At 67.0% G+C, this 23,454-nt stretch carries 29 protein-coding genes and 1 tRNA gene; 10 read left to right on the forward strand and 20 right to left on the reverse strand.

All coding sequences use genetic code 11. From position 1 onward, the window contains the following. Positions 1 to 25: 25 nt before the first annotated feature. The 7 genes from ACIQC9_RS03060 to flgF all read right to left on the reverse strand — a co-directional run bounded on the left by ACIQC9_RS03060 (position 26) and on the right by flgF (position 4,540). Positions 26 to 514, reverse strand: a complete 489-nt coding sequence (locus ACIQC9_RS03060; RefSeq protein ID WP_400612266.1) for a hypothetical protein — start codon at positions 512 to 514, stop codon at positions 26 to 28. A gap of 12 nt (positions 515 to 526) precedes the next feature. After that, positions 527 to 946 carry a hypothetical protein gene (locus ACIQC9_RS03065; RefSeq protein WP_400612269.1) on the reverse strand — a complete coding sequence of 140 codons (420 nt, stop codon included), beginning with the start codon at positions 944 to 946 and terminating at the stop codon, positions 527 to 529. 25 nt (positions 947 to 971) lie between these two features. After that, on the reverse strand, positions 972 to 1,427 hold the full coding sequence (locus tag ACIQC9_RS03070; RefSeq protein ID WP_400612271.1) for a hypothetical protein: 456 nt from the start codon (positions 1,425 to 1,427) through the stop codon (positions 972 to 974). Positions 1,428 to 1,622: 195 nt separating this feature from the next. Beyond that, on the reverse strand, positions 1,623 to 2,378 hold the full coding sequence (flgH, locus tag ACIQC9_RS03075; protein ID WP_400612274.1) for a flagellar basal body L-ring protein FlgH: 756 nt from the start codon (positions 2,376 to 2,378) through the stop codon (positions 1,623 to 1,625). Positions 2,379 to 2,388: 10 nt separating this feature from the next. Further along, entirely contained in the window at positions 2,389 to 3,003 is a 615-nt protein-coding gene (locus ACIQC9_RS03080) for a flagella basal body P-ring formation protein FlgA (RefSeq protein ID WP_400612276.1), read from the reverse strand. Beyond that, positions 3,000 to 3,788 (reverse strand): flagellar basal-body rod protein FlgG, encoded by a 789-nt coding sequence (gene flgG, locus ACIQC9_RS03085; protein ID WP_400612278.1) that lies wholly within the window; start codon positions 3,786 to 3,788, stop codon positions 3,000 to 3,002. The genes ACIQC9_RS03080 and flgG overlap by 4 nt, the downstream gene beginning before the upstream one ends. Positions 3,789 to 3,802: 14 nt before the next feature. After that, positions 3,803 to 4,540 carry a flagellar basal-body rod protein FlgF gene (flgF, locus tag ACIQC9_RS03090; RefSeq protein ID WP_400612279.1) on the reverse strand — a complete coding sequence of 246 codons (738 nt, stop codon included), beginning with the start codon at positions 4,538 to 4,540 and terminating at the stop codon, positions 3,803 to 3,805. A gap of 146 nt (positions 4,541 to 4,686) precedes the next feature. Here flgF and ACIQC9_RS03095 point away from each other — a divergent pair, with 146 nt between their 5' ends. The 4 genes from ACIQC9_RS03095 (at position 4,687) to ACIQC9_RS03110 (ending at position 7,999) form a co-directional block, all read left to right on the forward strand. Continuing rightward, entirely contained in the window at positions 4,687 to 5,397 is a 711-nt protein-coding gene (locus ACIQC9_RS03095) for a flagellar basal body-associated FliL family protein (RefSeq protein WP_400612280.1), read from the forward strand. Positions 5,398 to 5,399: 2 nt separating this feature from the next. Next, positions 5,400 to 6,455: a flagellar motor switch protein FliM gene (gene fliM, locus ACIQC9_RS03100; RefSeq protein ID WP_400612281.1), complete on the forward strand. Its 1,056-nt coding sequence runs from the start codon at positions 5,400 to 5,402 to the stop codon at positions 6,453 to 6,455. Further along, positions 6,455 to 7,000 carry a DUF6468 domain-containing protein gene (locus ACIQC9_RS03105; RefSeq protein ID WP_400612284.1) on the forward strand — a complete coding sequence of 182 codons (546 nt, stop codon included), beginning with the start codon at positions 6,455 to 6,457 and terminating at the stop codon, positions 6,998 to 7,000. Before fliM ends, ACIQC9_RS03105 begins: the two co-directional genes overlap by 1 nt. Positions 7,001 to 7,075: 75 nt before the next feature. Beyond that, the gene (locus ACIQC9_RS03110; protein WP_400612285.1) at positions 7,076 to 7,999 is read left to right on the forward strand and encodes a MotE family protein; all 924 of its coding nucleotides are present in this window, start codon (positions 7,076 to 7,078) and stop codon (positions 7,997 to 7,999) included. A gap of 8 nt (positions 8,000 to 8,007) precedes the next feature. Here ACIQC9_RS03110 and ACIQC9_RS03115 read toward each other — a convergent pair whose 3' ends face one another. The 3 genes from ACIQC9_RS03115 to folE all read right to left on the reverse strand — a co-directional run bounded on the left by ACIQC9_RS03115 (position 8,008) and on the right by folE (position 9,767). Beyond that, the gene (locus ACIQC9_RS03115) at positions 8,008 to 8,430 is read right to left on the reverse strand and encodes a biopolymer transporter ExbD (protein ID WP_400612287.1); all 423 of its coding nucleotides are present in this window, start codon (positions 8,428 to 8,430) and stop codon (positions 8,008 to 8,010) included. Between the two features lie 159 nt (positions 8,431 to 8,589). Beyond that, the gene (locus ACIQC9_RS03120) at positions 8,590 to 9,030 is read right to left on the reverse strand and encodes a biopolymer transporter ExbD (RefSeq protein ID WP_400612289.1); all 441 of its coding nucleotides are present in this window, start codon (positions 9,028 to 9,030) and stop codon (positions 8,590 to 8,592) included. 119 nt (positions 9,031 to 9,149) lie between these two features. Beyond that, the gene (gene folE / locus ACIQC9_RS03125; RefSeq protein WP_400612291.1) at positions 9,150 to 9,767 is read right to left on the reverse strand and encodes a GTP cyclohydrolase I FolE; all 618 of its coding nucleotides are present in this window, start codon (positions 9,765 to 9,767) and stop codon (positions 9,150 to 9,152) included. Between the two features lie 107 nt (positions 9,768 to 9,874). Between folE and cysS the strand changes: the two genes are divergently transcribed. Then, on the forward strand, positions 9,875 to 11,284 hold the full coding sequence (cysS, locus tag ACIQC9_RS03130; RefSeq protein WP_400612294.1) for a cysteine--tRNA ligase: 1,410 nt from the start codon (positions 9,875 to 9,877) through the stop codon (positions 11,282 to 11,284). A 21-nt stretch (positions 11,285 to 11,305) separates the two neighbouring features. On the opposite strand, the gene ACIQC9_RS03135 is transcribed toward cysS, so the two are convergent. Both ACIQC9_RS03135 and ACIQC9_RS03140 read right to left on the reverse strand, forming a co-directional pair. After that, positions 11,306 to 11,509 carry a hypothetical protein gene (locus ACIQC9_RS03135; protein WP_400612296.1) on the reverse strand — a complete coding sequence of 68 codons (204 nt, stop codon included), beginning with the start codon at positions 11,507 to 11,509 and terminating at the stop codon, positions 11,306 to 11,308. A gap of 10 nt (positions 11,510 to 11,519) precedes the next feature. Then, on the reverse strand, positions 11,520 to 11,966 hold the full coding sequence (locus ACIQC9_RS03140; RefSeq protein ID WP_400612299.1) for a hypothetical protein: 447 nt from the start codon (positions 11,964 to 11,966) through the stop codon (positions 11,520 to 11,522). A 157-nt stretch (positions 11,967 to 12,123) separates the two neighbouring features. Here ACIQC9_RS03140 and flbT point away from each other — a divergent pair, with 157 nt between their 5' ends. Further along, positions 12,124 to 12,543 (forward strand): flagellar biosynthesis repressor FlbT, encoded by a 420-nt coding sequence (gene flbT / locus ACIQC9_RS03145; protein ID WP_400612302.1) that lies wholly within the window; start codon positions 12,124 to 12,126, stop codon positions 12,541 to 12,543. Continuing rightward, positions 12,503 to 12,868, forward strand: a complete 366-nt coding sequence (gene flaF / locus ACIQC9_RS03150) for a flagellar biosynthesis regulator FlaF (protein ID WP_400612303.1) — start codon at positions 12,503 to 12,505, stop codon at positions 12,866 to 12,868. The genes flbT and flaF overlap by 41 nt, the downstream gene beginning before the upstream one ends. On the opposite strand, the gene ACIQC9_RS03155 is transcribed toward flaF, so the two are convergent. Further along, a complete protein-coding gene (locus ACIQC9_RS03155) occupies positions 12,865 to 13,503 on the reverse strand; it encodes an exopolysaccharide biosynthesis protein (RefSeq protein ID WP_400612305.1) in 639 nt (212 codons plus the stop codon). The genes flaF and ACIQC9_RS03155 overlap by 4 nt on opposite strands. A gap of 173 nt (positions 13,504 to 13,676) precedes the next feature. Between ACIQC9_RS03155 and ACIQC9_RS03160 the strand changes: the two genes are divergently transcribed. Continuing rightward, positions 13,677 to 14,183 (forward strand): DUF3617 domain-containing protein, encoded by a 507-nt coding sequence (locus tag ACIQC9_RS03160; RefSeq protein ID WP_400612306.1) that lies wholly within the window; start codon positions 13,677 to 13,679, stop codon positions 14,181 to 14,183. Positions 14,184 to 14,185: 2 nt separating this feature from the next. Here the strand turns inward: ACIQC9_RS03160 and ACIQC9_RS03165 are convergent, their stop codons facing one another. The 6 genes from ACIQC9_RS03165 to ACIQC9_RS03190 form a co-directional block, all read right to left on the reverse strand. Next, on the reverse strand, positions 14,186 to 14,371 hold the full coding sequence (locus ACIQC9_RS03165) for a DUF3008 family protein (protein ID WP_400612308.1): 186 nt from the start codon (positions 14,369 to 14,371) through the stop codon (positions 14,186 to 14,188). Positions 14,372 to 14,422: 51 nt separating this feature from the next. Beyond that, the gene (locus ACIQC9_RS03170) at positions 14,423 to 15,586 is read right to left on the reverse strand and encodes an isovaleryl-CoA dehydrogenase (protein ID WP_400612311.1); all 1,164 of its coding nucleotides are present in this window, start codon (positions 15,584 to 15,586) and stop codon (positions 14,423 to 14,425) included. A 36-nt stretch (positions 15,587 to 15,622) separates the two neighbouring features. After that, positions 15,623 to 16,609 carry a lysozyme gene (locus ACIQC9_RS03175; RefSeq protein WP_400612313.1) on the reverse strand — a complete coding sequence of 329 codons (987 nt, stop codon included), beginning with the start codon at positions 16,607 to 16,609 and terminating at the stop codon, positions 15,623 to 15,625. Positions 16,610 to 16,682: 73 nt separating this feature from the next. Beyond that, positions 16,683 to 18,092, reverse strand: coding sequence for a magnesium transporter (mgtE, locus tag ACIQC9_RS03180; protein WP_400612315.1), 1,410 nt, complete (start codon positions 18,090 to 18,092; stop codon positions 16,683 to 16,685). Positions 18,093 to 18,561: 469 nt separating this feature from the next. Beyond that, positions 18,562 to 18,646: transfer RNA gene (locus tag ACIQC9_RS03185), tRNA-Leu, on the reverse strand. A gap of 51 nt (positions 18,647 to 18,697) precedes the next feature. Further along, on the reverse strand, positions 18,698 to 18,949 hold the full coding sequence (locus ACIQC9_RS03190; RefSeq protein ID WP_400612318.1) for a FliM/FliN family flagellar motor switch protein: 252 nt from the start codon (positions 18,947 to 18,949) through the stop codon (positions 18,698 to 18,700). 75 nt (positions 18,950 to 19,024) lie between these two features. Here ACIQC9_RS03190 and lipB point away from each other — a divergent pair, with 75 nt between their 5' ends. Together lipB and ACIQC9_RS03200 are read left to right on the forward strand one after the other, a co-directional pair. Then, entirely contained in the window at positions 19,025 to 19,753 is a 729-nt protein-coding gene (lipB, locus tag ACIQC9_RS03195; RefSeq protein WP_400612320.1) for a lipoyl(octanoyl) transferase LipB, read from the forward strand. A gap of 621 nt (positions 19,754 to 20,374) precedes the next feature. Continuing rightward, positions 20,375 to 21,442 (forward strand): pectate lyase, encoded by a 1,068-nt coding sequence (locus tag ACIQC9_RS03200; protein ID WP_400615365.1) that lies wholly within the window; start codon positions 20,375 to 20,377, stop codon positions 21,440 to 21,442. On the opposite strand, the gene ACIQC9_RS03205 is transcribed toward ACIQC9_RS03200, so the two are convergent. Beyond that, positions 21,439 to 23,418, reverse strand: coding sequence for an acetyl-CoA carboxylase biotin carboxylase subunit (locus tag ACIQC9_RS03205; RefSeq protein WP_400612322.1), 1,980 nt, complete (start codon positions 23,416 to 23,418; stop codon positions 21,439 to 21,441). The genes ACIQC9_RS03200 and ACIQC9_RS03205 overlap by 4 nt on opposite strands. Between the last annotated feature and the right edge of the window lie 36 nt (positions 23,419 to 23,454).

The raw sequence follows: 23,454 nt of genomic DNA on the forward strand, positions 1-23,454 counted from the left end.
AATGCAGCGGAGCCGGCGGCGGGCGTCAACCGCAGAAGGCGAAGAAGCGCTCGATGAGGGCTTCCGAGCCGGGGTGAGCGACCAGTGGTTCGCGGGTTTTGCCTTGCCAGACGGCGAGCCAGCCGAGGCGGCGAAAGCGCTGGAACACGGGCTCTTTCGCGCCGGCCGAGGCGGTGAGGATCAGACCGTCGTCGAACTCGGACGGGAAGGCCTCCGCGGGGTAGCGCTCGGTGTCTCCGCCGGATTCGAGGTAGATTTCGGGCGATGCGCCTGCGGCGACCTGCGCAGTCAGGTCGAGTTTGCCGGAGCCTCTCTGGCAGTCGAGGCCCAGGCGCAGATCGTCGGTTTCGGGCACGCCGTAGACGAGGCTGGCGGTGTGGTCATCGCCATTGAGCATCCAGTCATAGCGGGCGACGGGTTGAGGCGAGCCGCTTTCGGCGGGCGGAGCTTCGGGCGCCGCGGTGGCGCAGGCGGAGAGGCCGAGAAGCAGGGTCAGGACAAGGGCAGGACGCATGGGCGCTCCGGATCAGCCGGAACAAAGCTCGGCGAAGCGGCGCAGCTTGGCAAGGTGGGCGGTCTGGACCTCGACCGTCTGCCTTTGGTCGCCCAGCGCGACGTTGAGCCGACCGCTGGCGGCGAAGGCGGCGAAGGCCGGGTGGTCGGTGCGCATGGCCAGCTTCAGGGAGCCGCCCCGGCCCGCCTCGGCCTCCGCGACGGCGGTGGCGTCGCCGGCGCTGAGGCGGGCCATGCCGGGCGCTCCGCCTCCGTAGAGCGTCAGATGGGCGACGCTCTCGCCCGCTTCGCATTCCAGCGTTGTGCGGAGGTTGGCGGTATCCGGCACCTCGTTGGCCAGCACGACGTGGCTGTCCTCATAAAGGGACCAGGTCCAGGCGGCCTCGGTGGGCGTCTGACCCGTCAGGGCCAGGGCGGCAAGCATGGCGATCATGGTTCAGCCCCCGCTGAATGCACCCTCAGGCGCGGCTCTGTGAGCAGTAAGACACGAAATGCGAGATGAGGCGACGTTCGTCGCGGGTGGCGGTCAACTGGGCGCGGCCGGTTTCAGTCTCCACGACGATGCGGCCGTTGTCGACCAGACCACGCACGGAGCGGTCATTCAGGTTCAGGCGGGCCTCGTCGAACATGTCGCCGCTGAGGGGGTCGATCGGGGCGGACGCATCGATCATGCGGGCGGCGGCGGGCTGGACGTCGCCATAGACAACGGCCTGCGTCTGGCCCGGCTCGCACATCAGCATCAGGGCCAGCTGGTCGGAGTTTTCGGCGCCGTAGGCAAGTTTGGCCCAGTCGCCTTCATGGCTCAGATGCCAACCCATGCCCGGCGCGGCGGGCGCGGGATCGGTCGCATACGACTGCGCCGCTGCGGCGGCGAGCCCGAAGGCGGCGATGACGGGGATGGCGGTCTTCAACATACAGAAACTCGCGTCTGACGGGCTAACGCGGGTTTCGGGCAAGGGTTCACGGCGCCGCTTCGGACGATCCGGACGAAAAAAGACCGTCCGAAGCGTCCGATGCGTCCGGATCGTCCGGACAAGAGGTGTGGGCGCGGCCTGACCATGAGGCTGTCATGGCACAAACCTGCGTCAGATCCGGACGTAGGCGTCAGATCAGAACGGGCTGAAGCGCTCCACCAGCGATTGGGCCGCCGGGGTGGCCTGAACGCGGCTGATGTCGCCACGGCCGCCATAGGCGATGCGGGCTTCGGCGATCTGGGTGTGGCGGATGGTATTGGCCGAAGAGATGTCCTCGGGCCGCACGATGCCGGCGACGGTGAGTTCGCGCACCTCGCGGTTGGTCATGACTTCCTGCCGGCCCTGAATGACCAGATTGCCGTTGGACAGGACGTCGGTGACGGTGGCGGCGATGGTCAGGCTGACCTTCTCGGCGCGGTTGACCGAGCCGGAGCCGTTGGCGTTCAGCTGGCCTTCCATGCCGACCAGAGCCTGCGGATCGAAGCCGCCGGGGAAGGCCTTGCCGAGGCTGCCTTCCAGACCGAGGAAGTTGGAGATGCCGGCCGAGATGTCGTTGGAGCGCGTGCGGTTGGTGGTGTTCGAGGTCTGGGCGCTGTCGTCGATGTCGATGTTGATGGTGACGATGTCGCCGACGCGACGGGCGCGCTGGTCGCCGAAGAAGCTCCGCGAGTCGACGCGCCACAGGCTGTTGGCGCTGGCGGCCCAGCGCTGGTTCTGGGCGTCGCGGGCGGCGCGTTGGTCCTCGGGGGAGGCCAGATAGACCTGGCTGGTCGGGACCAGCGCGGCCGGATAGCCGATCGGGGCCAGTTCGGGTCCGCGAACCGCCTCGATGGCGGTGGAGCAGGCGCCCAGCGACAGGGCGGCGGCGGTGGCGATCAGGGCGGTGCGCATATGGACTGTCCTAGCGGGAAGCGAACTGTTGGGTGCGGATGGTCTGGGCGCCGGGGCCGGCGACCGCCAGGCCGGGGCCGATGGCGACGGCGTCGATGACCCGGTTGGATTGCAGGTTGCGGATGGCGATCCGCTGGCCTTCGGCGGCATTGCCTTCGGCGCGGCCGCTGATGGTCAGGCGGACGCCGCCGGCCTCGTAGGCGACCTCGACGATGTCGTTGCGGTTGATGACGCGGTCGCCATAAGCGGCGCGAACAGGCGCGGCGGCGCGGGCGACGGCAGGCTGGGCCTGATCGGCGGCGGCCGGAGCAGAGGCTCCGGGGGCGAAGTTGACGCCGCGCACCACGACGCGGCGCAGGCCGGTCGGATTTGCCCAGTCCAGTCCGGCCTGCCGGGCCATGCCCTGCAACTGGCCGGCTTCGAAGACGATCGAGGGGCCGACTCGACGACCGACCACCACGCCTGCAGCCGATCCCGCGCCATCGAACAGATCGCCCAGCGTCACCGAGCCGTCGTCGTCTGTCGGATTGACCTTCAGGGCGACCGGGTCGGCGAGGGCGGCCGTGGCGCCGAGCAGTGTGGCGCCGAGCAGTGTGGCGGCGACGCCGAGGATCAGGGCCCTCACGATTTGACCTGCGCGCTGACCGACAGCATTTCGTCGGCGGTGGTGATGACCTTGGAGTTCATCTCATAGGCGCGCTGGGCGATGATCAGGGCGCTGATTTCGGCCACGGCGTCGACGTTCGAGGCTTCGGTGTAGCCATGCAGGATTTCGCCGAAGCCGACCTCGCCGGGCGTGCCGACGTTGGCGGCGCCCGATGCGGCGGTTTCCATGAGCAGGTTGTCGCCCACGGCCTCGAGGCCGGCCTCGTTGAAGAAGGTCGCAAGCTCAAGCTGGCCGACGATGGCCGGCTCGGTCTGGCCGGCCTGGGTGACCTGCACCTGGCCGGACTTGGAAACGGTGACATCGATCGCGTCCTGCGGGATCGAGATGTTGGGCTGGACCGAATAGCCGTCGTCGGTGACCAGCTGGCCCTCGCCGTTGACGGCGAAGTTGCCGGCGCGGGTGTAGGCGGTCTCGCCCGAAGGCAGCAGGATCTGGAAATAGCCGCGACCGTCGATGGCCACGTCGTAGCGACCGTCGGTGCGCTGGGGCGTGCCCTGTTCGGTGATGCGATAGACGGCGCCGGCTTTCACACCCGCGCCGACCTGAATGCCGGTCGGGACGACCGTGCCCTGGCTGGACGACTGCGCGCCCATGCGCTCGACGTTCTGGTAGAGCAGGTCCTGGAACTCGGCCCGCTGGCGCTTGTAGCCGACGGTGTTCATGTTCGCGATGTTGTTCGAGATGACCTCGACGTTCAGCTGCTGGGCAGCCATGCCCGAGGCTGCGGTTCTGAGCGCTCTCATGTCCCGGTTCTCCCTTAGCCGACCCGGCCCAGCCGCTCGACGGCGCGGCGTGACAGGTCGTTGGTGTTTTCGATCATCCGGCTGACGCTTTCGTAGGCGCGCTGGATCTCGACCAGATTGGTGATCTCGAGGATCGGATTGACGTTGGAGCCTTCCAGCATGCCCTGACGCACCCGGGCGTCGGTCGCCTCGATCGGCGTGGCGTTGGAGGCGTTGCGGTAGAGGCTGTCGCCGCCCTTTTCGAGCACCGCCAGGGCGTCGAAGCGGACGACCGAAAGGCGGCCGGTGATCTGGCCGTTCTGGGTGATGGTGCCGTCGGGCCCCACGGCGACTTCGCCGAGGGTGCGGTCGAGGATGATTTCGCCGCCGTCGCCCACGACCGGCAGGCCCTGCTTGGTCGTCAGGCGGCCGGTGGGATCAAGCGTGAAGGAACCGTCGCGGGTATAGGCCTCGCGGGCGCCCTCCTGAACCTTGAAGAAGGCGCCTTCGCCCTCGATGGCGAAGTCCATGTCGCGGCCGGTCTGTTCCAGCGGGCCCTGACCGAAGTCGCGGCCGACGCCATGGTCCATGACGAAGCTGACGCCTGGACGGACGAAGGCGTTGCGGGCGCGCTGGCCGATCTCCTCGCCAACCAGCAACTGCTCGACCTTGAAGCCGGTGGTGTCGACGTTGGCGATGTTGTTGGCCACGATGTCGAGCTCGCGGCGCAGGGTCATCTGGCGGGACAAACCGACGTAGGCGGCGTTTTCCATGGCGAGCTCCTTTCGACGGAAGACCTCGCAACGGCCGTGCCAACAGGGTTAATCCAGTGCCGGCGGGCATTTCAGCGGTAAAGCTGCACCCGGAGCCCGGCAGGATTTGCCGATCGTAAACGGGTCGTTAACCAAAAATGGCTGGAATGGCCCTTGAGATTCCCGGGGCGGTCGGCATGCTGAAATTCGGCAAGAAGAAGAAGGCGGAGGCTGCGGCGGACGACGCAGCGGTTCCAGCCACGAGCGACGCCACGCCGGAAGGCGAGGAGGGCGCCGAGGGCGCACCGAAGAAAAAGAAGCTTCCGCTGCTGTTCATCATCATCCCGGCGGCGCTGGTCGTGCTGGGCGGAGGCGGCGGCGCGGCCTTCTTCCTGCTGCAGCCCAAGCCGGCCGCGGCGGAAGAGGGGCATGGCGAGGCCGAGAAGGCCGGCGGCCACGGCGAAAAGAAGGAAGCCGGCGGTCACGGCGAGAAGAAGGGTGGCGGCGGCCATGGCGGCGGCGAAGGCGGCGAGGCCGATCCTTCGCTGGGCACGATCGCCGAGGGCCCTGACGGGGTCACCTTCTTCACCCTGCCGGACATGGTGGTGAACATTCAGTCGCCCGACGGACGCCCGACATATCTGAAGCTGAAGCTGACGCTGGAAATGCACGACGCCTCGGTCGCCGAGCAGCTGCAAGGTCAGATGCCGCGCCTTCAGGACCTGTTCCAGGGTTTCCTGCGCGAGTTGCGCCCCGACGATCTGGATGGTTCGGCGGGCACATTCCAGCTGCGGGCCGAAATCCTGCGCCGGGTCAATCTGGTGGCGGCTCCGGGCAAGGTCGACGCCGTCCTGATCGAAGAAATGCTGGTGCAATAGCGATGAGCGACGCCGCCCTCGCCGAAGCCGATCCGTTCGCGCCCCAGCCGGAGGAGGACCGTCCTTCGGCCCTGTCCGAACGCGTCCTGAATCAGGATGAGATCGACAGCCTTCTGGGCTTCGACATGGGCGAGGACGAGCAGGCCGAACGGTCCGGCATCCGCGCCATCATCAACTCGGCGCTGGTCAGCTACGAGCGCCTGCCGATGCTGGAGATCGTGTTCGACCGCCTGGTGCGGTTGATGACGACCAGCCTGCGCAACTTCACCTCGGACAACGTCGAGGTCAGCCTCGACAACATCTCGTCGATCCGGTTCGGCGACTATCTGAACTCCATCCCCCTGCCGGCGATCCTGGCGGTGTTCCGCGCCGAGGAGCTGGACAACTACGGGATGCTGACGGTCGACTCGAACCTGATCTATTCGATCGTCGACGTGCTGCTGGGCGGACGCCGGGGTACGGCGGCGCTGCGGATCGAGGGCCGGCCCTACACGACGATCGAGCGCGTGCTGGTGCAGCGGATGGTCGAGGTCATTCTGGCGGATGCGCAGGCGGCGTTCGAGCCTCTGACGGCCGTTCACTTCAATCTGGACCGGCTGGAGACCAATCCCCGCTTCGCCGCCATCGCGCGCCCGGCCAACGCGGCGATTCTGGTGAAGCTGCGGATCGACATGGAAGACCGCGGCGGCCGGGTCGAGCTGCTGCTGCCCTATGCGACGCTGGAGCCCATCCGGAAGATGCTGCTGCAGCAGTTCATGGGCGAGAAGTTCGGTCGCGACAACATCTGGGAAGGCCACCTGGCCACCGAGCTCTGGACCACCGACACCGAGGTGCGCGCCGTGCTGGACGAGCAGCAGGTGCCCCTGTCGCAGGTGCTGAACCTGAAGGTCGGGGACACCCTGATGCTGAACGCCACGCCCGACTCCGAAATCTCGGTGCGGGCCGGATCAATACCGCTGACCGTCGGACGGATGGGCCGCAAGGGCCAGCATATCGCCGTGCGTGTGGAAGCGCCGATCAGCCCGGAAGCGGTTGATCGTCTTGGGAGGAGAGGCTGATGACCGGTATGATTCTGGACGGCGTGCTGATGCTGCTGCTGGTGGCGGCGCTGGGGTACGGCATTCGGCTGGAGAAGAAGCTGGGCGCCCTGCGCGCCGGACAGCAGGCGTTCGCCGCGGCGGTGACCGAACTGAACGTCGCGGCGTCACGGGCGGAGACCGCTCTGGCCTCGCTGCGGGCCTCGGGTCAGGAGACCGACCTGCTGCACGACCGCATCGTCAAGGCACGCGAGGTGAAGGCGCAGCTGGAAAGCCTGATCGCCCGGGCCCCGACCCTGCCGACAGCGCGGCCTGAGCCGGTCGAAGCGGTCGCCGCGCCGGTGGTTCGCGAGCTCGCGCCGGTGCGTAGCGACGCGGACGAAGAACGGGCCCAGCGCATGGCGGCGCTGGCCCAGCGCATCCAGGGCATGGCCGCGCCACAGCGGGCCATGGGCGGTCGCGATAACGTCGCCGCCATCGTGTCGGCCCTGACCGCTAACCAATCCGGGAAGCAAAGCCTCAAGGCTGCGCGTCGTAATCTGGACGAAGACCTGTTCGCCGCCTGAAGACATTTTTCTTGCCCTATGCCTCGCGCGCGGCGCTCGGCGGCTTGAGGGCGACGTAGCTGGAATACCGACGCGATGGCCAAGATCCCCCGCCTTCTGCCCCTGATCGCCGTCGCCATCGGCGGGGTGGTGGTGGTGCGCGCCATCGGCGTGGCGCCCGGCCTCTTCGAGGGCGCCAAGGCGTGGGCCGAGGAAGCGACGCCCGCGGCGGCTCCGGCCAAGGCTCCGGCGGCGGTCTGCGCCCTGAGCCCTGACCAGCTGGCCGAACAGGCGGGTCTGTCGCCGGCGGAGATGCGTATTCTGGTGGCGCTGAAGGATCGCCGGACCGAGCTGGACGCCCGCGATACGGATCTGGCCTCTATGCTGCCCCTGCTGGCCACCGCCGAGCAGAAGCTGGACGAGAAGACCGCCGCGCTGAACGCCATCAAGGCCGAGGTGCAGGGGCTGCTGGGGCAGGTCGACGAGAAGGCCAAGGCCGAGACGGGTCGTCTGGTGGCCGTCTATTCCGCCATGCGGCCGCGTGAGGCGGCGCGGGTGTTCTCGACGCTGAGCGACGATGTGCGCCTGCCGGTCGCGGCAGAGATGCGTCCGCGCTCGCTGGCGGCGATCATGGCGCAGATGGAGCCGGCCGCCGCGCGCGAGCTGACCGAGAAATTGGCCCGCCGCTTCGCCGCCCAGCAGCAGTTGGCGGCCCGCGCCGCCGCCGCTTCTGCCAATACGGCGGCTGACGCCGCGGCGACCCCCGTCGCCCAGCCGGCGGCTGCGACCACGACGCCTCCGGCCCCGACGCCCGCTGCAGCGACGCCGGCCGCGACGACGCCTCAGCCGACCCGCGCGGCTCGCCCCGCGAATCGCACGCCCCAGCGCCGCCCGGCGACCACGCCCGCGCCGCGTCAGACGCCGGCGGCCGCCCCGCCGGAAGCCGCGGGCGAGCGGCCTTACCAGCCATCCGCCGCGGCCGCCGGCGGCGCCGCGCAGCCGAGGCAGTCGGTGCAGTAGGCGATCGCCTAGCTGATATCCTCGTTGACCAACCCCACCTTCGTGAAGCCGGACGCGTTAAGGCCGTCCATGACGGCGATGAAGTCGCCGTAGCGGGTCCCGGCGTCGCCTCGAACGAACACACGCTCGCTCCGGCAATCGCCGCCGCCGAGGGCGGAGCAGACATCGGCGGACAGGGTTGCCCGGGATGTCGGCGCCGAACCGATGAACAGGCCGCCGTCCTCCCTGACCGTCACATAGACCGGCTCGACCTGCGGGCCGTCGATGATGGGCGGCGGCAGGTCCAGCTTCATGGAGACGGTCGCCAGCGGCGCCGAGACCATGAAGATGATCAGCAGCACCAGCATGATATCGACGAACGGCGTGACGTTGATGTCCGCGTTCTGGTCCGCGGTGCGGACCGCCGACGCGCCTGAAAGCCTGATTCCCATGGTCTTCCCTCCTGTCCGGTCGCGGGATGCGACCGCTGACGGCGAAGGTTGGCGCGCGGGTGGCGACGGATTTGGGGCTGGTCTGCGGCGGCCGTGCGGCCAAAGAAAAAGGCCGCATCCGGAGATGCGGCCCTTGTCCTGTGCGAAGAGGCGGTGAGCCTATTCGATGTCTTCGTTCAGCAGGCCGACCTTGTAGAAGCCCTTGGACTGCAGGTCGTTCATGACTTCCATGAACTGGTTGTACTGCACGTCGGCGTCGGCGCGGACAAACACGCGCTCTTCCTTACAGGCCGGGTCGCCGCCGCCGAGGGCGGCGCAGACGTCGACGCCGAGGGTTTCGAGCGACGATTGCTTGTCGGCGATGAAGATCGAGCCGGTTTCCTGGACGGTGATGTAGACCGGATCCTTCTGGACCGCGCCCGGGGGCGGCGGAACCGCCGGCGGCAGGTCGAGGCGGATCGACACGGTGGCCAGCGGCGCGGCGACCATGAAGATGATCAGCAGCACGAGCATGATGTCGACGAACGGCGTGACGTTGATGTCCGCGTTCTGTTCGATGGTGTGGCTGCCGCCACCCGGTCCCGAAAGCTTGGCGCCCATGCGCTGGTTCTCCACTCAGGCTCGTCGCGTCATGCGGCGAGCGTCGCTGAAAGCTCGGACCGTGTCTTGGCGTCCCCGGCCGCGCTTGTAAAGCGGGTTCGAGGCCGGAACGGTTCCAATCAACCCTTGGCGAGCTTCAGGAAGCGATCTTTCAACGCGGCGTCGGCCTTGAAGGCGCCAGTGAACCGGGTGGTGATGGTCGAAACGTGGCGATGATGCACGCCGCGCGTCGTCATGCACTGGTGCTCGGCGTCGATCAGAATGGCCACGCCGGCCGGGGCCAGATGCGATTCTATGGCGTCGGCGATCTGGTTGGTCAGGACTTCCTGCGTCTGCAGGCGGCGGGAGAAGATCTCGACCACGCGGGCCAGCTTTGAGATGCCGACGACCTTTTCGTTGGGGATGTAGGCCACGTAGGCCTTGCCGAGGAACGGGGCCATGTGGTGCTCGCAGTGGCTCTCCACCTCGATGTCGCGCAGCAGGACCATATCGTCATAGCCCTGCACGTCCTCGAAGGTGCGGCTCAGCTCCTTCTCGACGTCAGCGTCATAGCCATCAAACCATTCGGCATAAGCATCGACGACGCGCCGGGGCGTGTCCTTCAGGCCTTCGCGATCGGGATTGTCACCGGCCCAGGCCAGAAGGGTGCGGACGGCCTTCAGGGCCTCTTCGCGCGACGGCCGCGTGGCCTGGTCGTTGTCGCCGACCAGTACAGGCTTGGCGGGGGTGATGCTCATTCTACGGTCCGGATCGACGACGGGGGATTTCACAGTCAGCGGTGACTGTTTATCAGCTAAGCGGCCTATATGGGACCGCGCCTCCGTCCCGCAAGAAAACTCTCCCCATGCCGCTGACGATCCACGACACCCTGCACCGCGAAAAGCGCGTCTTCGAACCGCGCGATCCGAACCGGGTGACGCTCTACGTCTGCGGGCCCACGGTCTATGACTTCGCCCATATCGGAAACGCCCGGCCGCCGGTCGTGTTCGACGTTCTGGTGCGGCTGCTGCGCCGGACCTACGGCGCGGACAAGGTGGTTTACGCCCGCAACGTCACTGACGTGGACGACAAGATCAACGCGAAGGCCGCGAAGGAAGGCGTGCCCATCGGCGAGATCACGGCGCGTTATGAGGCGGCCTATCTGGAGGACATGGCGCGACTGAACGTCTCCGCTCCCGACATCGCGCCGCACGTGACCGACCACATGGGAGCGATCGTCGCCCAGATCGGCGCCATCATCGATCAGGGCTGCGCCTATGCGGCCGAAGGCCATGTGCTGTTCGACGTCTCGGCCTATGACGCCTACGGCCGGCTGTCCGGGCGCAATCTGGACGACATGATCGCCGGCGCGCGGGTCGAGGTCGCGCCCTACAAGAAGAACCCGCACGACTTCGTGCTGTGGAAGCCTTCGAAAGAGGGGGAGCCGTCGTGGCCTTCGCCATGGGGCGAGGGGCGGCCGGGCTGGCACATCGAGTGCTCGGCGATGATCGAGGCCAATCTGGGCCTGCCGATCGACATTCACGGCGGCGGGATCGATCTGGTGTTTCCACACCATGAGAACGAGATCGCCCAGGGCGTCTGCGCCCATGGCCATGCCCATGGCGACCAGCCGCATGCGGAATACAGCCGCTACTGGATGCACAACGGCTTCCTGACCGTCGACGCAGAGAAGATGTCCAAGTCGATCGGCAACGTCCTGCTGCTGCACGATCTGGTGCAGGCGATGCCGGGGGAGGTGGTGCGGTGGGCGCTGCTGAGCGCGCACTATCGTCAGCCGCTGGACTGGAATCAGGCGTTGCTTGAGCAGAGCCGGAAGTCGCTCGATCGGCTGTATGGCGCGCTGCACCGCGCGGCCGCGGTCGAGGCGGACGGTGACGAGCCGTCTGCGGAGTTTCTGAAGGCGATCGAGGACGATCTGAACACGCCGGGCGCTATGGCGGTGCTGTTCGGCCTGTCGAGCGAGATCGAGCGCGGCATGACTGCGGGCGATACCGCCGGCGTGGCGAAAGCGAAAGGTCAGCTGGTCGCAGCGGCGAACGTACTGGGCGTCCTGCAGTCCGAGCCGGCAGCGTGGCTCGAAGGCGAGGTCTCGGATGAACTGAGAGTCGAGGTCGAGGGTTTGCTGGAGCAGCGGGCCACGGCGCGGGCCGCCAAGGATTGGCCGGAGGCGGATCGTATCCGGGATCGGTTGAACGCCCTGAACGTCGTGGTCATGGACGGGCCGCAAGGCGCGACCTGGCGGGTGAAGGGGTAGACCCCTTCACCCTTCTGGACATCAGGTGATCCGCTTTACGCTCACCGGGTCGCTGGCGGGGAAGGTTTCCTCGATGCCTTCATCGACGAGCGCTTCCTGACGGTCTTCCGCCGCGGCTTCCTTGTCTTTCAGTTGATCGGCCTTGCCGAACTCCGGAGCCGCCTTTTTCGCGTGCTTCACGTCGTCGGCGGGGGATTGCTGGTGGTCGGACTTGTGGTCGGACATCGGTTCGTCCTCAGTTTTTCGGGTGATCTTCGTCAGCGTCGGGGCCGTAGCCCAGCTCGCTGATGTCATCGTCGGACAGGCGTTTGGCTTCCCAATGGGCTGCGCTGGCCTGGGCGCCGCGGTCGTTTTCCATCAGGCCAGAATAGACCAGCTCGACCTCGTCGGCGCCGCGCTGGCCGCCGCTCTCGGCGTCAACTTCGGTCAACCGTTCGCCATCAACGCCCAGAAGGGCGTCAGCCTCGGCTTCTATCCCCGAAGCGCCCAGCTCTTCATCGGTGTCCGGAAGCTCGTCCTCGTCGAACTCATCTTCATCGGCGTCGCCGTCGGCCTGGGTGACGTCGAGGACCGGATCGGCCTCGTCGAGCAGAAACTCGCCGTCACCTTCGTCATCCAGATGGGTTTCGTCAAAGGTTTCAGACTGTTCCTGGTCGTCCGAATAGTCGTCGAGGTCCGGCATGGTCGCATCTCCCTGTTCAGAGGGAGCAACGCACCGTGAAGCGGGGACGTTCCCGAAGCTTGGCCGTTCGGAAGGGTTGGTTAACCACGTTTGTTTAACGTGCGTCAGTCCCGGTTTCCTAACGTCGCGCCGGGCCTGTCAGGAGACCCGCGCGTCCATGCCTCTGAAGCTCTCGCTCAAGCCCGGCGAAAAGTTCGTTCTGAACGGCGCTGTCGTTCAGAACGGCGACCGTCGCGGTGTGCTGATCCTGCAAAACAAGGCCTCGGTCCTTCGCGAGAAGGACATCATGCAGCCGGACGAGGCGACCACGCCCGCCCGCCGCATCTATTTCCCGGTCATGATGATGTATCTGGAAGGTCAGGTGTCGCCCAAGCTGTACGACGAGTTCGCCGTGCGCCTGAGCGAGTTCATGACCGCGGTGCGCAATCCGATCGTGCAGTCGGAGTGCGTCTCGACGTCGAGGCATGTGATGGCGCAGGAATTCTACAAGGCCCTGATGTCGGCGCGCAAGTTGGTGGATTACGAGGAGAGTCTGAATGTCGCTTCAGGCGTACAAGACCGCGGCGACGCGGTCTGAGTCTCCGCGTGAAATGGAGTATCGGTTGTTCGGGCAGGTGACCCGGGCGCTGATGCATGCCGCCACGGTGGACACCTCCGATATCGCCACCCGTATCGACGCCCTGGACTGGAACCGCCGTCTGTGGGGCACGCTGGCCAGCGACTGCGCGGACGGCACCAACGCCATGGACATGAAGATGCGGGCGAACATCATCTCGCTGAGCCTGTTCGTGAACACGCACTCTTCGGCGGTCATGCGCGGGGACGAGGACTTCGAGCCGCTGATCGATATCAACCGAATGATGATGCAGGGCCTCGCCGGGCCGGGCCAGCAGGCGGTCTAGAACCGCGACGTCACCCACTCCCAGGCGTTCATCAGGAACGGCTGGATCAACTCCCACGCCAGCCAGATGCCGGTCGCGACCGCGGCCGTGGCCGCCATGGCGATCAGGACAATCAGGCCGTCCTTCTGGGTCATGCCGAAGCCGAAGGCGGCGATGATCAGGGACGGGATCAGGTTTCCGCCGGTGATCGGCAGCATGAGGATGATCGCCAGAAGCATGCAGATCAGGCCGATCAGCATCTCTGCCGCGTCAGTGCTCATGAAGAGCAAGCGGGGTCGGGAGATCCGCTCGACCGAGCGCAGGGGCTTCATCACTTTGGCGACCGCGTCACGATAGGCGGACCGGTCGAGGCTGCCCTTGAGCGCCCATTTCGGCAGCCAGAGTTGGTCGCGGCGGATGATCAGCTGGAAGGCGATCAGGACGATGGGGGCGCCGAGGACGGTGGTCGTGCCGGGGACCGCGCCGATGACCGCGCTGATCAGGCCGAGGAACAGCATCAGGGCGCCGAAGCCGCGCTCCCCGAACGCATTGACTAGTTCGCCGAGATAGAGCTTTGGCTCCTCGCGGGCGCCGATCCGCTCCAGCACCTGTGAGAAGGTGAGGCCGTCGCCGGGCTGTTGATCGTGATCGGTCATCGCAACGGCGCGTCCGGTGAGGGTTCACTGCGATCTAGGGCTGATCGGTCCATCGCGCCACTTAATGAATCTCCATGTCGGTAAACCACCTTGGCTGGCTGACAACCGCTGCACGGGCGTGCAAGTTGCGTGCAGGGTCGATGCGGATGGGGGTCCGCCGAGGAGAATGAAAGATGCGTACTGTCATGATCGTGGCCGGCTTGGCCGCGCTGTCGTTGAGCGCCTGCGGGCAGGCCGGCGAAAAGGGTGAAGCCGCCAAGGCTGGAAGCCCGGCCGCTGCGCCCGCCGGACTGCCGGACGGGCCGACGCCGGGCCTTTGGCGTGTGACGACCGCGATGAGCGGTGCGCCCGCCGGAATGACGATTCCGCCGGTAGAGACCTGCATCACCGAGGCGAAGTTCGAGGCGCCGCAGGGTGGTCCGGAAGGGCAGGGCGTCGAGTGCGCCCACACCGCCTATCGCCGGGACGGCGACGCCATGGTGGGATCGGCCGTCTGCACCTTGCCGAACGGCGGCAAGAGCGAATCGACCATGCGGGTGACGGGCGACTTCAGCCGCAACTATACGATGGAGATCGATCAGAAGCTGACCATCGCCGGCGTTCCGCCGCAGGACAGCAAGGTCACCATGACGGCCGAGCGGTTGGGCGACTGCCCGGCGGGCGCGGCCGCCGGGGGCTGATCTCAGTCGTCGACGTGCTCGGGCTTTCCCTTGCGCTTCGTGTGAGCGAAGTCCTCAAGCTGCTTTTCGGTCATCGACTCGACCATCTGCTTCGAGGCGCCCTTCAGTTTTGATTTGGGCGTCTCGCCGCGCTTGGCGCTGAGCGCTGCGCCGGCGGCCTTTTGCTGGGCGGCGGATTTGGCGGGCATGGGGCGGCTCCTTTCGCAGGGAGCAAACCTGTCGCCCGCGGTCCGGTTCCGTCAGCTGCCCAGCAGCTCGCGCCCGATCAGGAAACGGCGGATCTCGTTGGTGCCGGCGCCGATGTCGTAGAGCTTGGCATCGCGGACGAGCCGCTCGACGGGCCATTCCTTCGTGTAGCCGGCGCCGCCGAGGGCCTGAACGGCTTCCAGCGAGACCTTCACCGCGTTTTCGGAGGCCAGCAGGATCGCGCCGGCGGCGTCGTAGCGGGTGGTCTTGCCCTGATCGCAGGCGCGGGCGACGGCGTAGACGTAGGCGCGGGCGCTGTTCAGGGCGACGTACATGTCGGCCACCTTGGCCTGCATCAGCTGGAAGCTGCCGATGGCCTTTCCGAACTGCTTGCGGTCACGGACGTAGGGCAGGACCACGTCCAGCGCCGCCTGCATGATGCCCAGCGGGCCGCCCGCGAGGACGGTGCGCTCATAGTCCAGACCGCTCATCAGGACGCCGGCGCCGCCGCCGACGGGCCCCATGACGTTCTCTTCCGGGACCTCGCAATCCTCGAAGACCAGCTCGGCGGTATCCGAGCCGCGCATGCCCATCTTGTCCAGCTTCTTGGAGACGCTGAAGCCCTTCATCCCCTTCTCGATCAGGAAGGTGGTGACGCCGCCGTTGCCTTCGCCGGTGCGGGCGTAGACGACGAGGGTGTCGGCCGTGGGGGAGTTGGTGATCCAGAACTTCGTGCCGTTCAGGACGTAGCGATCACCCTTCTTCTCCGCCCGGGTCCGCATGGACATGACGTCCGAACCGGAGCCGGCTTCGGACATGGCCAGCGAGCCGAGGTGTTCGCCGGAGATCAGTTTTGGCAGGTATTTCTGCTTCTGCTCGGCGTTGCCCCAGCGGCTGATCTGGTTGACGCACAGGTTGGAGTGGGCGCCGTAGCTGAGGCCGATCGAGGCCGAGGCGCGGGAGACTTCCTCCATCGCCACGACGTGCTCGAGGTAGCCCATGCCGAGGCCGCCGTATTCTTCCGCGGCGGTGATGCCGTGCAGGCCCAACTCGCCCATTTCGGGCCAGAGGTCGCGGGCGAATTTGTTGGTCTCGTCGATCTCGGCGGCGCGCGGCGCGAGCCGATCGGCGGCCCAGCGGGCAGTGGTGTCGCGGATGGCGTCAGCGTTCTCGCCGAGGCCGAATTCCATGGATTGGGGCGCGAAAGGAATGCTCATGGGGCGGGCGTAGCACCGCCCGACGCATCCGGAAAGTCAGCCGCGGCTGCGCCAGTGCACGTACAGGTTCCACGCCGAGACCCCGACGCACATGGCGCCGGTGATGGCCAGCGCGGAGGCGATGACCGCCGGGTCGCCGTTGCTTTGCGGCTGCAGCAACGACCAGCGAAAGGCCGCGGCGGCGAAGGCGCAGGCGATCAGGCCGATCACGCACATGAAGACGTAAAGGCCGGCCTCGCTCCAGTCGAAGCGGGACGGGGCGTCGGTCGGGGCCTCGTGGCGCAGGACAGGCTGCTCGGCGATCGGCTCTGAGGCGGTCGGCTGCGGCGCGGGAGGCGGCGTTGGTTCGACCGGTGCCGGTTCGGGCTCGGTGACGACAAACGCAGGCTCGGCGGCCAGCGCCGCATCGGCAGGCGACAGGGCGGGCGCGTCGGGCTCTTCCGCTGACGGGAAGGGCGCGGGCTGGTTCTCGCCCAGCAGTGCGGCCAACGCGGCGGCGCGGGCGTCGGTCGCGGCGGCCGGAGTCGCGGGGAAAAGGGCGATGGGGGCGGACAGGAGTTCGGCCAGTGTGGCCGGCCGGGCGGGGTCGGAGTCGAACAGGGCGCGCTCGGCGGCGCGACGTTGCAGCCCGCCGTCAATGCGGGGCTGGGCCGGAAGCAGCATCAGGGCTTCCCCGACGCCGGAGGCCGCGCCGGATTGTAGATGGCGGGCCGCATCGGAGGCCATGAACCGCTCCACGCCGACCGACAGGGCGAAGCTGGCCAGTGCGTCGAACTGGGGCTGATTGAGCGCGACGGGCAGGGCGTTGAGCGCCTTTTCGACCGGCATCAAGTCATAGCGCAGCAGCAATTCGGCCTCGTCCTCTGTCACCGTGGCGCCCGCGCGGGCCGATGCGGTATGGCCATAGCCGATCGCCCAGCCGCCGTTGCTGCGCACGGCATGCGGACGGAAGCCCTCGAAGCTCTTGATGAGGACGATCCCCTCGCGGGAAATCTTCAGGCGCGGCTTAGGCGTGTCGGACACGGAATGACCCAAAACGAGACAGGCGTACTCGCCTTGATGGCGAACCCGCAAGCGTCGCGCCAGCGCACTCGCCCTAAAGCAGAACGACGGTCGCCAGGCCGAGGAAGATCAGGAAGCCGAAGAAATCCGTCGTCGCCGTGACGAAGACAGCCGAAGACACGGCCGGGTCGAACTTCAGCTTGGACAGGGTCAGGGGCGTCAGCACCCCGACGGTGGCCGCGACCATCAGGTTCAGGACCATCGAAATCGAGATCACCGCGCCGATCCGCCAGTCGCCGGACCATAGCCCGGCCGCGATGCCGATGAGGGGGGCAAGCACGACGCCGTTGGCGAAGCCCACCGCCAGCTCGCGCCAGAAGGTGCGCGGGGCGTTGGAGCTGTTCAGTTCGCGCGTGGCCAGCGCGCGGACGGTGACGGTCAGGGCCTGGGTGCCGGCGTTGCCGCCGATGGCCGAGACGATGGGCATCAGAACCGCCAGCGCTATGACCGCCTCGAGCGTCGCGCCGAAGAAGGAGATGACGCTGGCGCCCAGCACGGCCGTCGCCAGATTGATCGCCAGCCAGGGCACGCGGCTGCGTACGATCTCCGGGACCGAGGAGCCCCGGTCCTCGTCGGACACGCCGGCGAGGCGCAGGATGTCCTCGCGGTTCTCTTCCTGAATGATGTTGACGATGTCATCGACGGTGATCTGGCCCACCAGCCGGCCCGCCGCGTCGATGACCGGGGCCGAGATCAGGTGGTACTTTTCAAAGATGTAGGCGACCTCTTCCTGATCCTGATCGACGGCGATCTCGTTGATCGGCTCCATGATCTCGGACAGGGCGGTCGCCCGGGGCGCGCGCAGCAGGCCGCTGACGGACACGCCGCCGACCGGCTTGTTCAGCGGATCGACCACATAGATGTCGAAGAACAGCTCGGGCAGGTCCTCGCCCTGCTTGCGGATGTGGTCGATGGTGTCGCCGACGTTCCAGAACTGGGGCGCGGCCATCACCTCGCGCTGCATCAGGCGGCCGGCGGAATCCTCGGCATAGCCCAGCGAGCTTTCGATCGCAGCGCGATCCAGCTCGGGCATGGCGGCCAGCACCTTCTCGCGCTGATCATCCTCGAGGTCCTCGACCACGGCGGCGGCGTCGTCGGAGTCGAGTTCCTGCAGCGCCTCGGCCAGCGTCAGATGGGGAACGCGCTCCAGCACCTCCTCGCGGATGCTGTCGTCCAGCTCGGGCAGGGTTTCCGCCAGCAGTTCGGGCGGCAGCCACAGGACCACGACGCCGCGATGCTGCTCGGTGAGGAAGCCCATCAGGTCGGCGACGTCGGCCGGGTGGAGGTCTTCCAGCAGCGAGCGCAGGCGCAAGCCGTCGCCGTCATCGGCGGCGTCGACGACCTTCTCCACGAAGGCCGGGGTCAGCACATAGTCCTCGTCGAGGGCCACATGTTCGATGTCGTCGGTTTCGGGCGGCAGGGGGGCGGTTACGGTGGTGTTCACGCGTCGGCCTCCCTGTCTGTCAGATCAGCATCACGCCGATGGTTCGCCCTGGTAATTCAGGCGCGCAAGGAGCGCCCGGTTGAGGCGTCTGTCCACCATGGGATTGCCACGGTCAAGATGGCCATAGCCGTTTGCGGGCGAAGGCGTGTCCCGAGCCGGACTTTAGATACCGCTCGAACGCCTCCGCCTGCGATCTCTCCGAGAACGCAACGTAGGTGACGAGGCGCCAAGGGCTGTGCTTTGCGGTGTGTGTGGATTTCCCGATGTTGTGTTCCAGCGGCGGGCTTTGAGGTCGGAAGTCACGCCGACATAGCGCTGGGCCGGGTCGGCGTGACTTTCGAGCAGATAGACGTAGTGCGCGGCGACCTCTTTTCAGGCAGCCCTGCTACGCCAAGGCTTCGCAGGGCATCCTGCTTCGCCTCGCTCCGAAACGACAAGTCCTGCGAAGCCCCGGAGGGGCGAAGCAGGATGGTGCGGTCGAGAAGACTCGAACTTCCACGGGTTGCCCCACAGCGACCTCAACGCTGCGCGTCTACCAATTCCGCCACGACCGCTCGCATCGGAGCGGGGCTGATAGCGGAGAGATCGGCGGAAGGGAAGAGGCCTCAGGCCGCTCCGGCCATGAAGTCGTAAACGTCGGCCGCCCGGGTGACGGTGATGTTGATCCGGTCGTCGTGGATCATGATCTCGCCGCGGGCGACCGGGTGGTTGTTGGCGAGGATCCAGACCTCGTCCTGTTCGGACGTATCCAGCGGAATGACGGCGCCGCGGCCCATCTTGAGCAGCTGGTTCATGGGCAGCACGCAGCGGCCCAGCACGACCGAGATCTCGACATCTACAGCTTCGATCTGGCTCATTGTGGATTGCGGCTCTGACTGGAACTGGGGTGGCGACTGTTGCATGACGCTCCTGACGCCACACATTGGGCCTTCATGCTTTCCCACTCCTTAAGCGAAACCGTTTCGAAGCTGGTTCGCGCCGACGGCCGACCGGTCGAATGGGCGGTGTCGACCGGCTACGTCCCGTACGAAGAGGCGGTTGCGGTGATGGAGGCGCGCGCGGCGGCGATCGCGGCGGGCGAGGCCGGCGAGCTGGTTTGGCTGCTGGAGCATCCACCGCTCTACACCGCCGGCGTCTCCGCGAAGGACGACGATCTGCTGGATGCGGCGCGGTTTCCGGTCCACCGGACCGGGCGGGGCGGGCAGTTCACCTATCACGGCCCGGGCCAGCGCGTGGCCTATGTGATGCTGGACCTCAACCGACGCGGAAAGGACGTTCGCGTCTTCGTGCGTGGTCTGGAGCAGTGGATCATCGGCGCGCTCGATCGGTTCGGCGTGCAGGCCGACGTTCGTGAGGGCCGGGTGGGCGTCTGGGTCGAGCGCAAGGGGCCGGGCTGGTCACGTGAGGACAAGATCGCCGCCATCGGCGTGAAGGTCCGCAAATGGGTCAGCTTTCACGGCATCAGCCTGAATGTCGAACCCGAACTGTCGCACTTCACCGGGATCGTACCGTGCGGCATCGCCGAGCACGGCGTCACGAGCCTTTTCGATCTGGGCGTGCTGGCGACGATGGACGACGCCGACGCGGCGCTGAGGACGGCCTTCGAGGACGTATTCGGGCCGGCCGAACAGGCCGTGCCTCCGCTAGCGAAAGCGGGCTGACAAACCTTCGTTTCGAGTGTTAGCGTCTCGGCATGACACCGGTGGCAAAGTCGGGTCGGCTCGCTGGGGAGCGAACGGAGGGATTATGCTGGACAGACGCAGACTCGTAATGGGCGTCGCCGTCGCGCCGCTCGCCGCTGCATTCGCCGGACGGGCTTTCGCTGAGACCGCGCCGAGCCGCGAGTCGGTCATGGCGGTGATGCGCCGGGCGACGGACTTCATGACCGACAAGGTGGCCGTCAACGGCGGCTACGTCTGGTCCTACCTCGCCGACTTCTCGCGCCGCTGGGGCGAGATGGAAGCCTATCCGACCATGATCTGGACCCAGGCGCCTGGCACGCCGGAGATGGGCAGGTCTTTCTGGACGCCTATCATGCGACGGGAGACGAGGCCTATTACCGCGCGGCCGAGAAGGCGGCGGACGCCCTGGTCGCGGGCCAGCATCCCTCGGGCGGCTGGAACTACATCATCGATACGGCCGGCGAGGAGTCGATCCGGCGCTGGTACGAGACGATCGGCAAGAACGGCTGGCGACTGGAGGAATTCCAGCACTACTACGGCAACGCCACCTTCGACGACCACGCCACCATCGAGTGCGGCCGGTTCCTGCTGCGCCTGCATCTGGAGAAGGGCGATTCGAAGTATCGCAGGCCGGTCGACAAGGCGGTGAATTTCGTCCTCGAGAGCCAGTATCCGAACGGCGGCTGGCCGCAGCGCTGGCCCCGCATGGGCGAGTTCCGCAACCACGGACGCCCGGACTACACCGGCTACATCACCATGAACGACGAGGTGTCCGAGGAGAACATCCGCTTCCTGCTGCTGGTGCTGCAGCAGCTGAAGGACGAGCGGGTGCGGGCGCCGCTGGTGAAGGCGATGGAGCTGATCATCGAACTGCAGCAACCGCAGCCCACGCCGGGCTGGGCGATGCAGTACACGCTGGACCTCGATCCGGTGGCGGCGCGAACCTATGAGCCGCGGTCGATCACGCCGCACGGAACGGCGGCGGCGGTGACGCAGCTGCTCGATTACTATGAGCTGACCGGCGAGCCGAAATATCTGGCGCGGGTGGGCGAGGCGATCGACTGGATCGCCAGCGTCGAGCTGCCGCCGGAGAAGCGAGCCTCCGACGGGCGCAACTTCTACCGGAACTATGAGCCGGGGACCGGTCGCCTGATCGGGACGCATCGGCGGGGATCGAACGCCCAGAACGGTGAATACTGGTCCGATTTCGACACCAGCCGCGTCCGTCCCGAGAAGGTCATCGACGTGGCGGCGCTGAGAGCGCGATACGAGCGGCTGTCAGCCCTGTCGCCGGAAGAGGCGAGCCGCAATTCGGCGTTGCTGGGCCGCGGTCCTTTGCTTCTGCCGCGCTATGTGGTGACCCACGAGGTGGGCGGGTCCGACCTGAACGTGACAGAGGCGACGCGTCGGGCCGCGGGCGTGGAGACGCTGATCTCGCAGCTGAACGCCGAGGGCTACTGGCCTGTCGAACTGCGGACCACCAGCCACCCGTACAAGGGCGACGGACCCGCCGAACCGCCTCCAGGCTTCGTCGATCGCGGTCAGGTGGGCGACGAGTGGGACACCTCGCCGTTCACCGAGCCTACCGGGCCGATCGGTATCTCGACCGGGACCTACATCAACAACATGAGCCGGCTGATCCACTATCTGGCGGAGACGCGGGCCTAGCCGAACTCCACCAGCACGTCGTCGGCCGCGACGGGATCGCCGGCCTTGGCGCTAACGGCCTTCACGACGCCGTCGCGTTCGGCCTTGAGGATGTTCTGCATCTTCATGGCCTCGATGATGGCGACGGTTTCGCCCGACTTGACCTCCTGACCCACCGTTACCGGGATGGCGACGACCAGACCGGGCATCGGCGAGAGGATCTGTTTGGAGGTGTCGGCGGCCTGTTTCTCGGGCAGGCGGGCGTACAGGTCGGCGAGGCGGGGGCGAAGCACCCGAACACGGGCCCTGGCCGCGCGGTGGCGGATCGAGAAACCGTCGGCGACGCGGCCGACCTCCGCGGTGAAGGGCTCGCCGTCCAGCACGGCCTGAAACTGGGCCAGACCCGGCCGCCAGTCGATGTCGGACAGGCGCGCATGACCGCCGCCGGTGAAGGAGAGCAGCAGGGCTTCGTCCTCGTCGTAGGACAGGGTCACGCCGTGCGGCGTCTTGTCGATCAGCACGACCCAGTCGGTGCGATCCGAAGGGTCGCCGTCCTGTTCGGCGATGATCTCGTTCATGGCCACGGCGGCGGCGACGATGATGTGGACCTGCGAGGGCGACGGCGTCAGGCCGTGGAAGCCGTCCGGGAACTCGTCCTTGATGTAGCTGGTCGAAAGCTGGCCGGAGCGGAAGCGCGGCTGGTCCATGACGGCGGCGAGGAAGGGCACATTGTGGCCGAGGCCGGATAGGTGGGTGTTCTCCAGCGCGCGGGCCATGCCGTCGAGGGCGGCGTCGCGGGTTTCGCCCCATGCGCACAGCTTGGCGATCATGGGGTCGTAGAACATGCTGATCTCGTCGCCCTCGCGGACGCCGGAATCGTTGCGGACGGTGTAATCGCCCTGATCGCCTTCTTCGGGCTGTTCATAGCGGACAAGGCGACCGATGGAGGGCAGGAACCCGCGGTAGGGATCCTCGGCGTAGATGCGGCTCTCGATGGCCCAGCCGTTGATGGCGAGATCCTTCTGTTCGAAGGCGAGTTTCTCCCCCCAGGCCGAGCGGATCATCTGTTCGACCAGATCGACGCCGGTGATCAGTTCGGTGACCGGGTGCTCGACCTGAAGACGGGTGTTCATCTCGAGGAAGAAGAAGGACTTGTCCTGCCCGGCCACGAACTCGACGGTCCCGGCGGAGTCATAGTTCACAGCCTGGGCGAGAGCGACGGCCTGCGCGCCCATGGCCATGCGAGTGGCCTCGTCGAGGAGCGGGGAAGGGGCTTCCTCGATGACCTTCTGGTTCCGGCGCTGGATCGAGCATTCGCGCTCGAACAGGTGGACGACGTTGCCGTGCTTGTCGCCCAAGACCTGAATCTCGATGTGGCGCGGGTCGATAATGAACTTCTCGAGGAAGACCCGGTCGTCGCCGAAGGCGTTCAGCGCCTCGGCCTTCACCGCGGCGAAGCCCTCGGCCATGTCGTCGTCGCCGTGGGCGACGCGGATGCCCTTGCCGCCACCGCCGGCCGAGGCCTTGATCATCACCGGATAGCCGATCTCGCGGGCGATCTTCACCGCCTCCTCGGTCGACTCGATCAGGCCCATGTGGCCGGGAACGGTCGACACGCCTGCCTCGGCCGCGAATTTCTTGGAGGTGATCTTGTCGCCCATGGCGTCGATCGCCTCGGGGTTCGGACCGATGAAGGCGATGCCCTCGGCCTTCAGCCGACGCGCGAAGCCGGCGTTCTCACTCAGGAAGCCGAAGCCGGGGTGCACGGCCTCTGCGCCCGTCTGCTTGACGGCGTCCAAGATTTTGTCGGCCAACAGGTAGGACTGGTTGGCCGGCGCCGGACCGATCAGCACGGACTCGTCGGCCATCTCGACCGCGAGCGAACCGGCGTCGGCCTCGGAATAGACCTGCACCGTCCGGATGCCCATCTTCCGGCAGGTCTTGATGATACGGACGGCGATCTCGCCTCGGTTGGCGATCAGGATCTTCTTGAACATGGGCTTCCGGTCGTCGTGGCTTCGCCCCGATTAGGC

This window comes from Brevundimonas sp. NPDC092305 (assembly GCF_044755415.1).
GTDB lineage: Bacteria > Pseudomonadota > Alphaproteobacteria > Caulobacterales > Caulobacteraceae > Brevundimonas.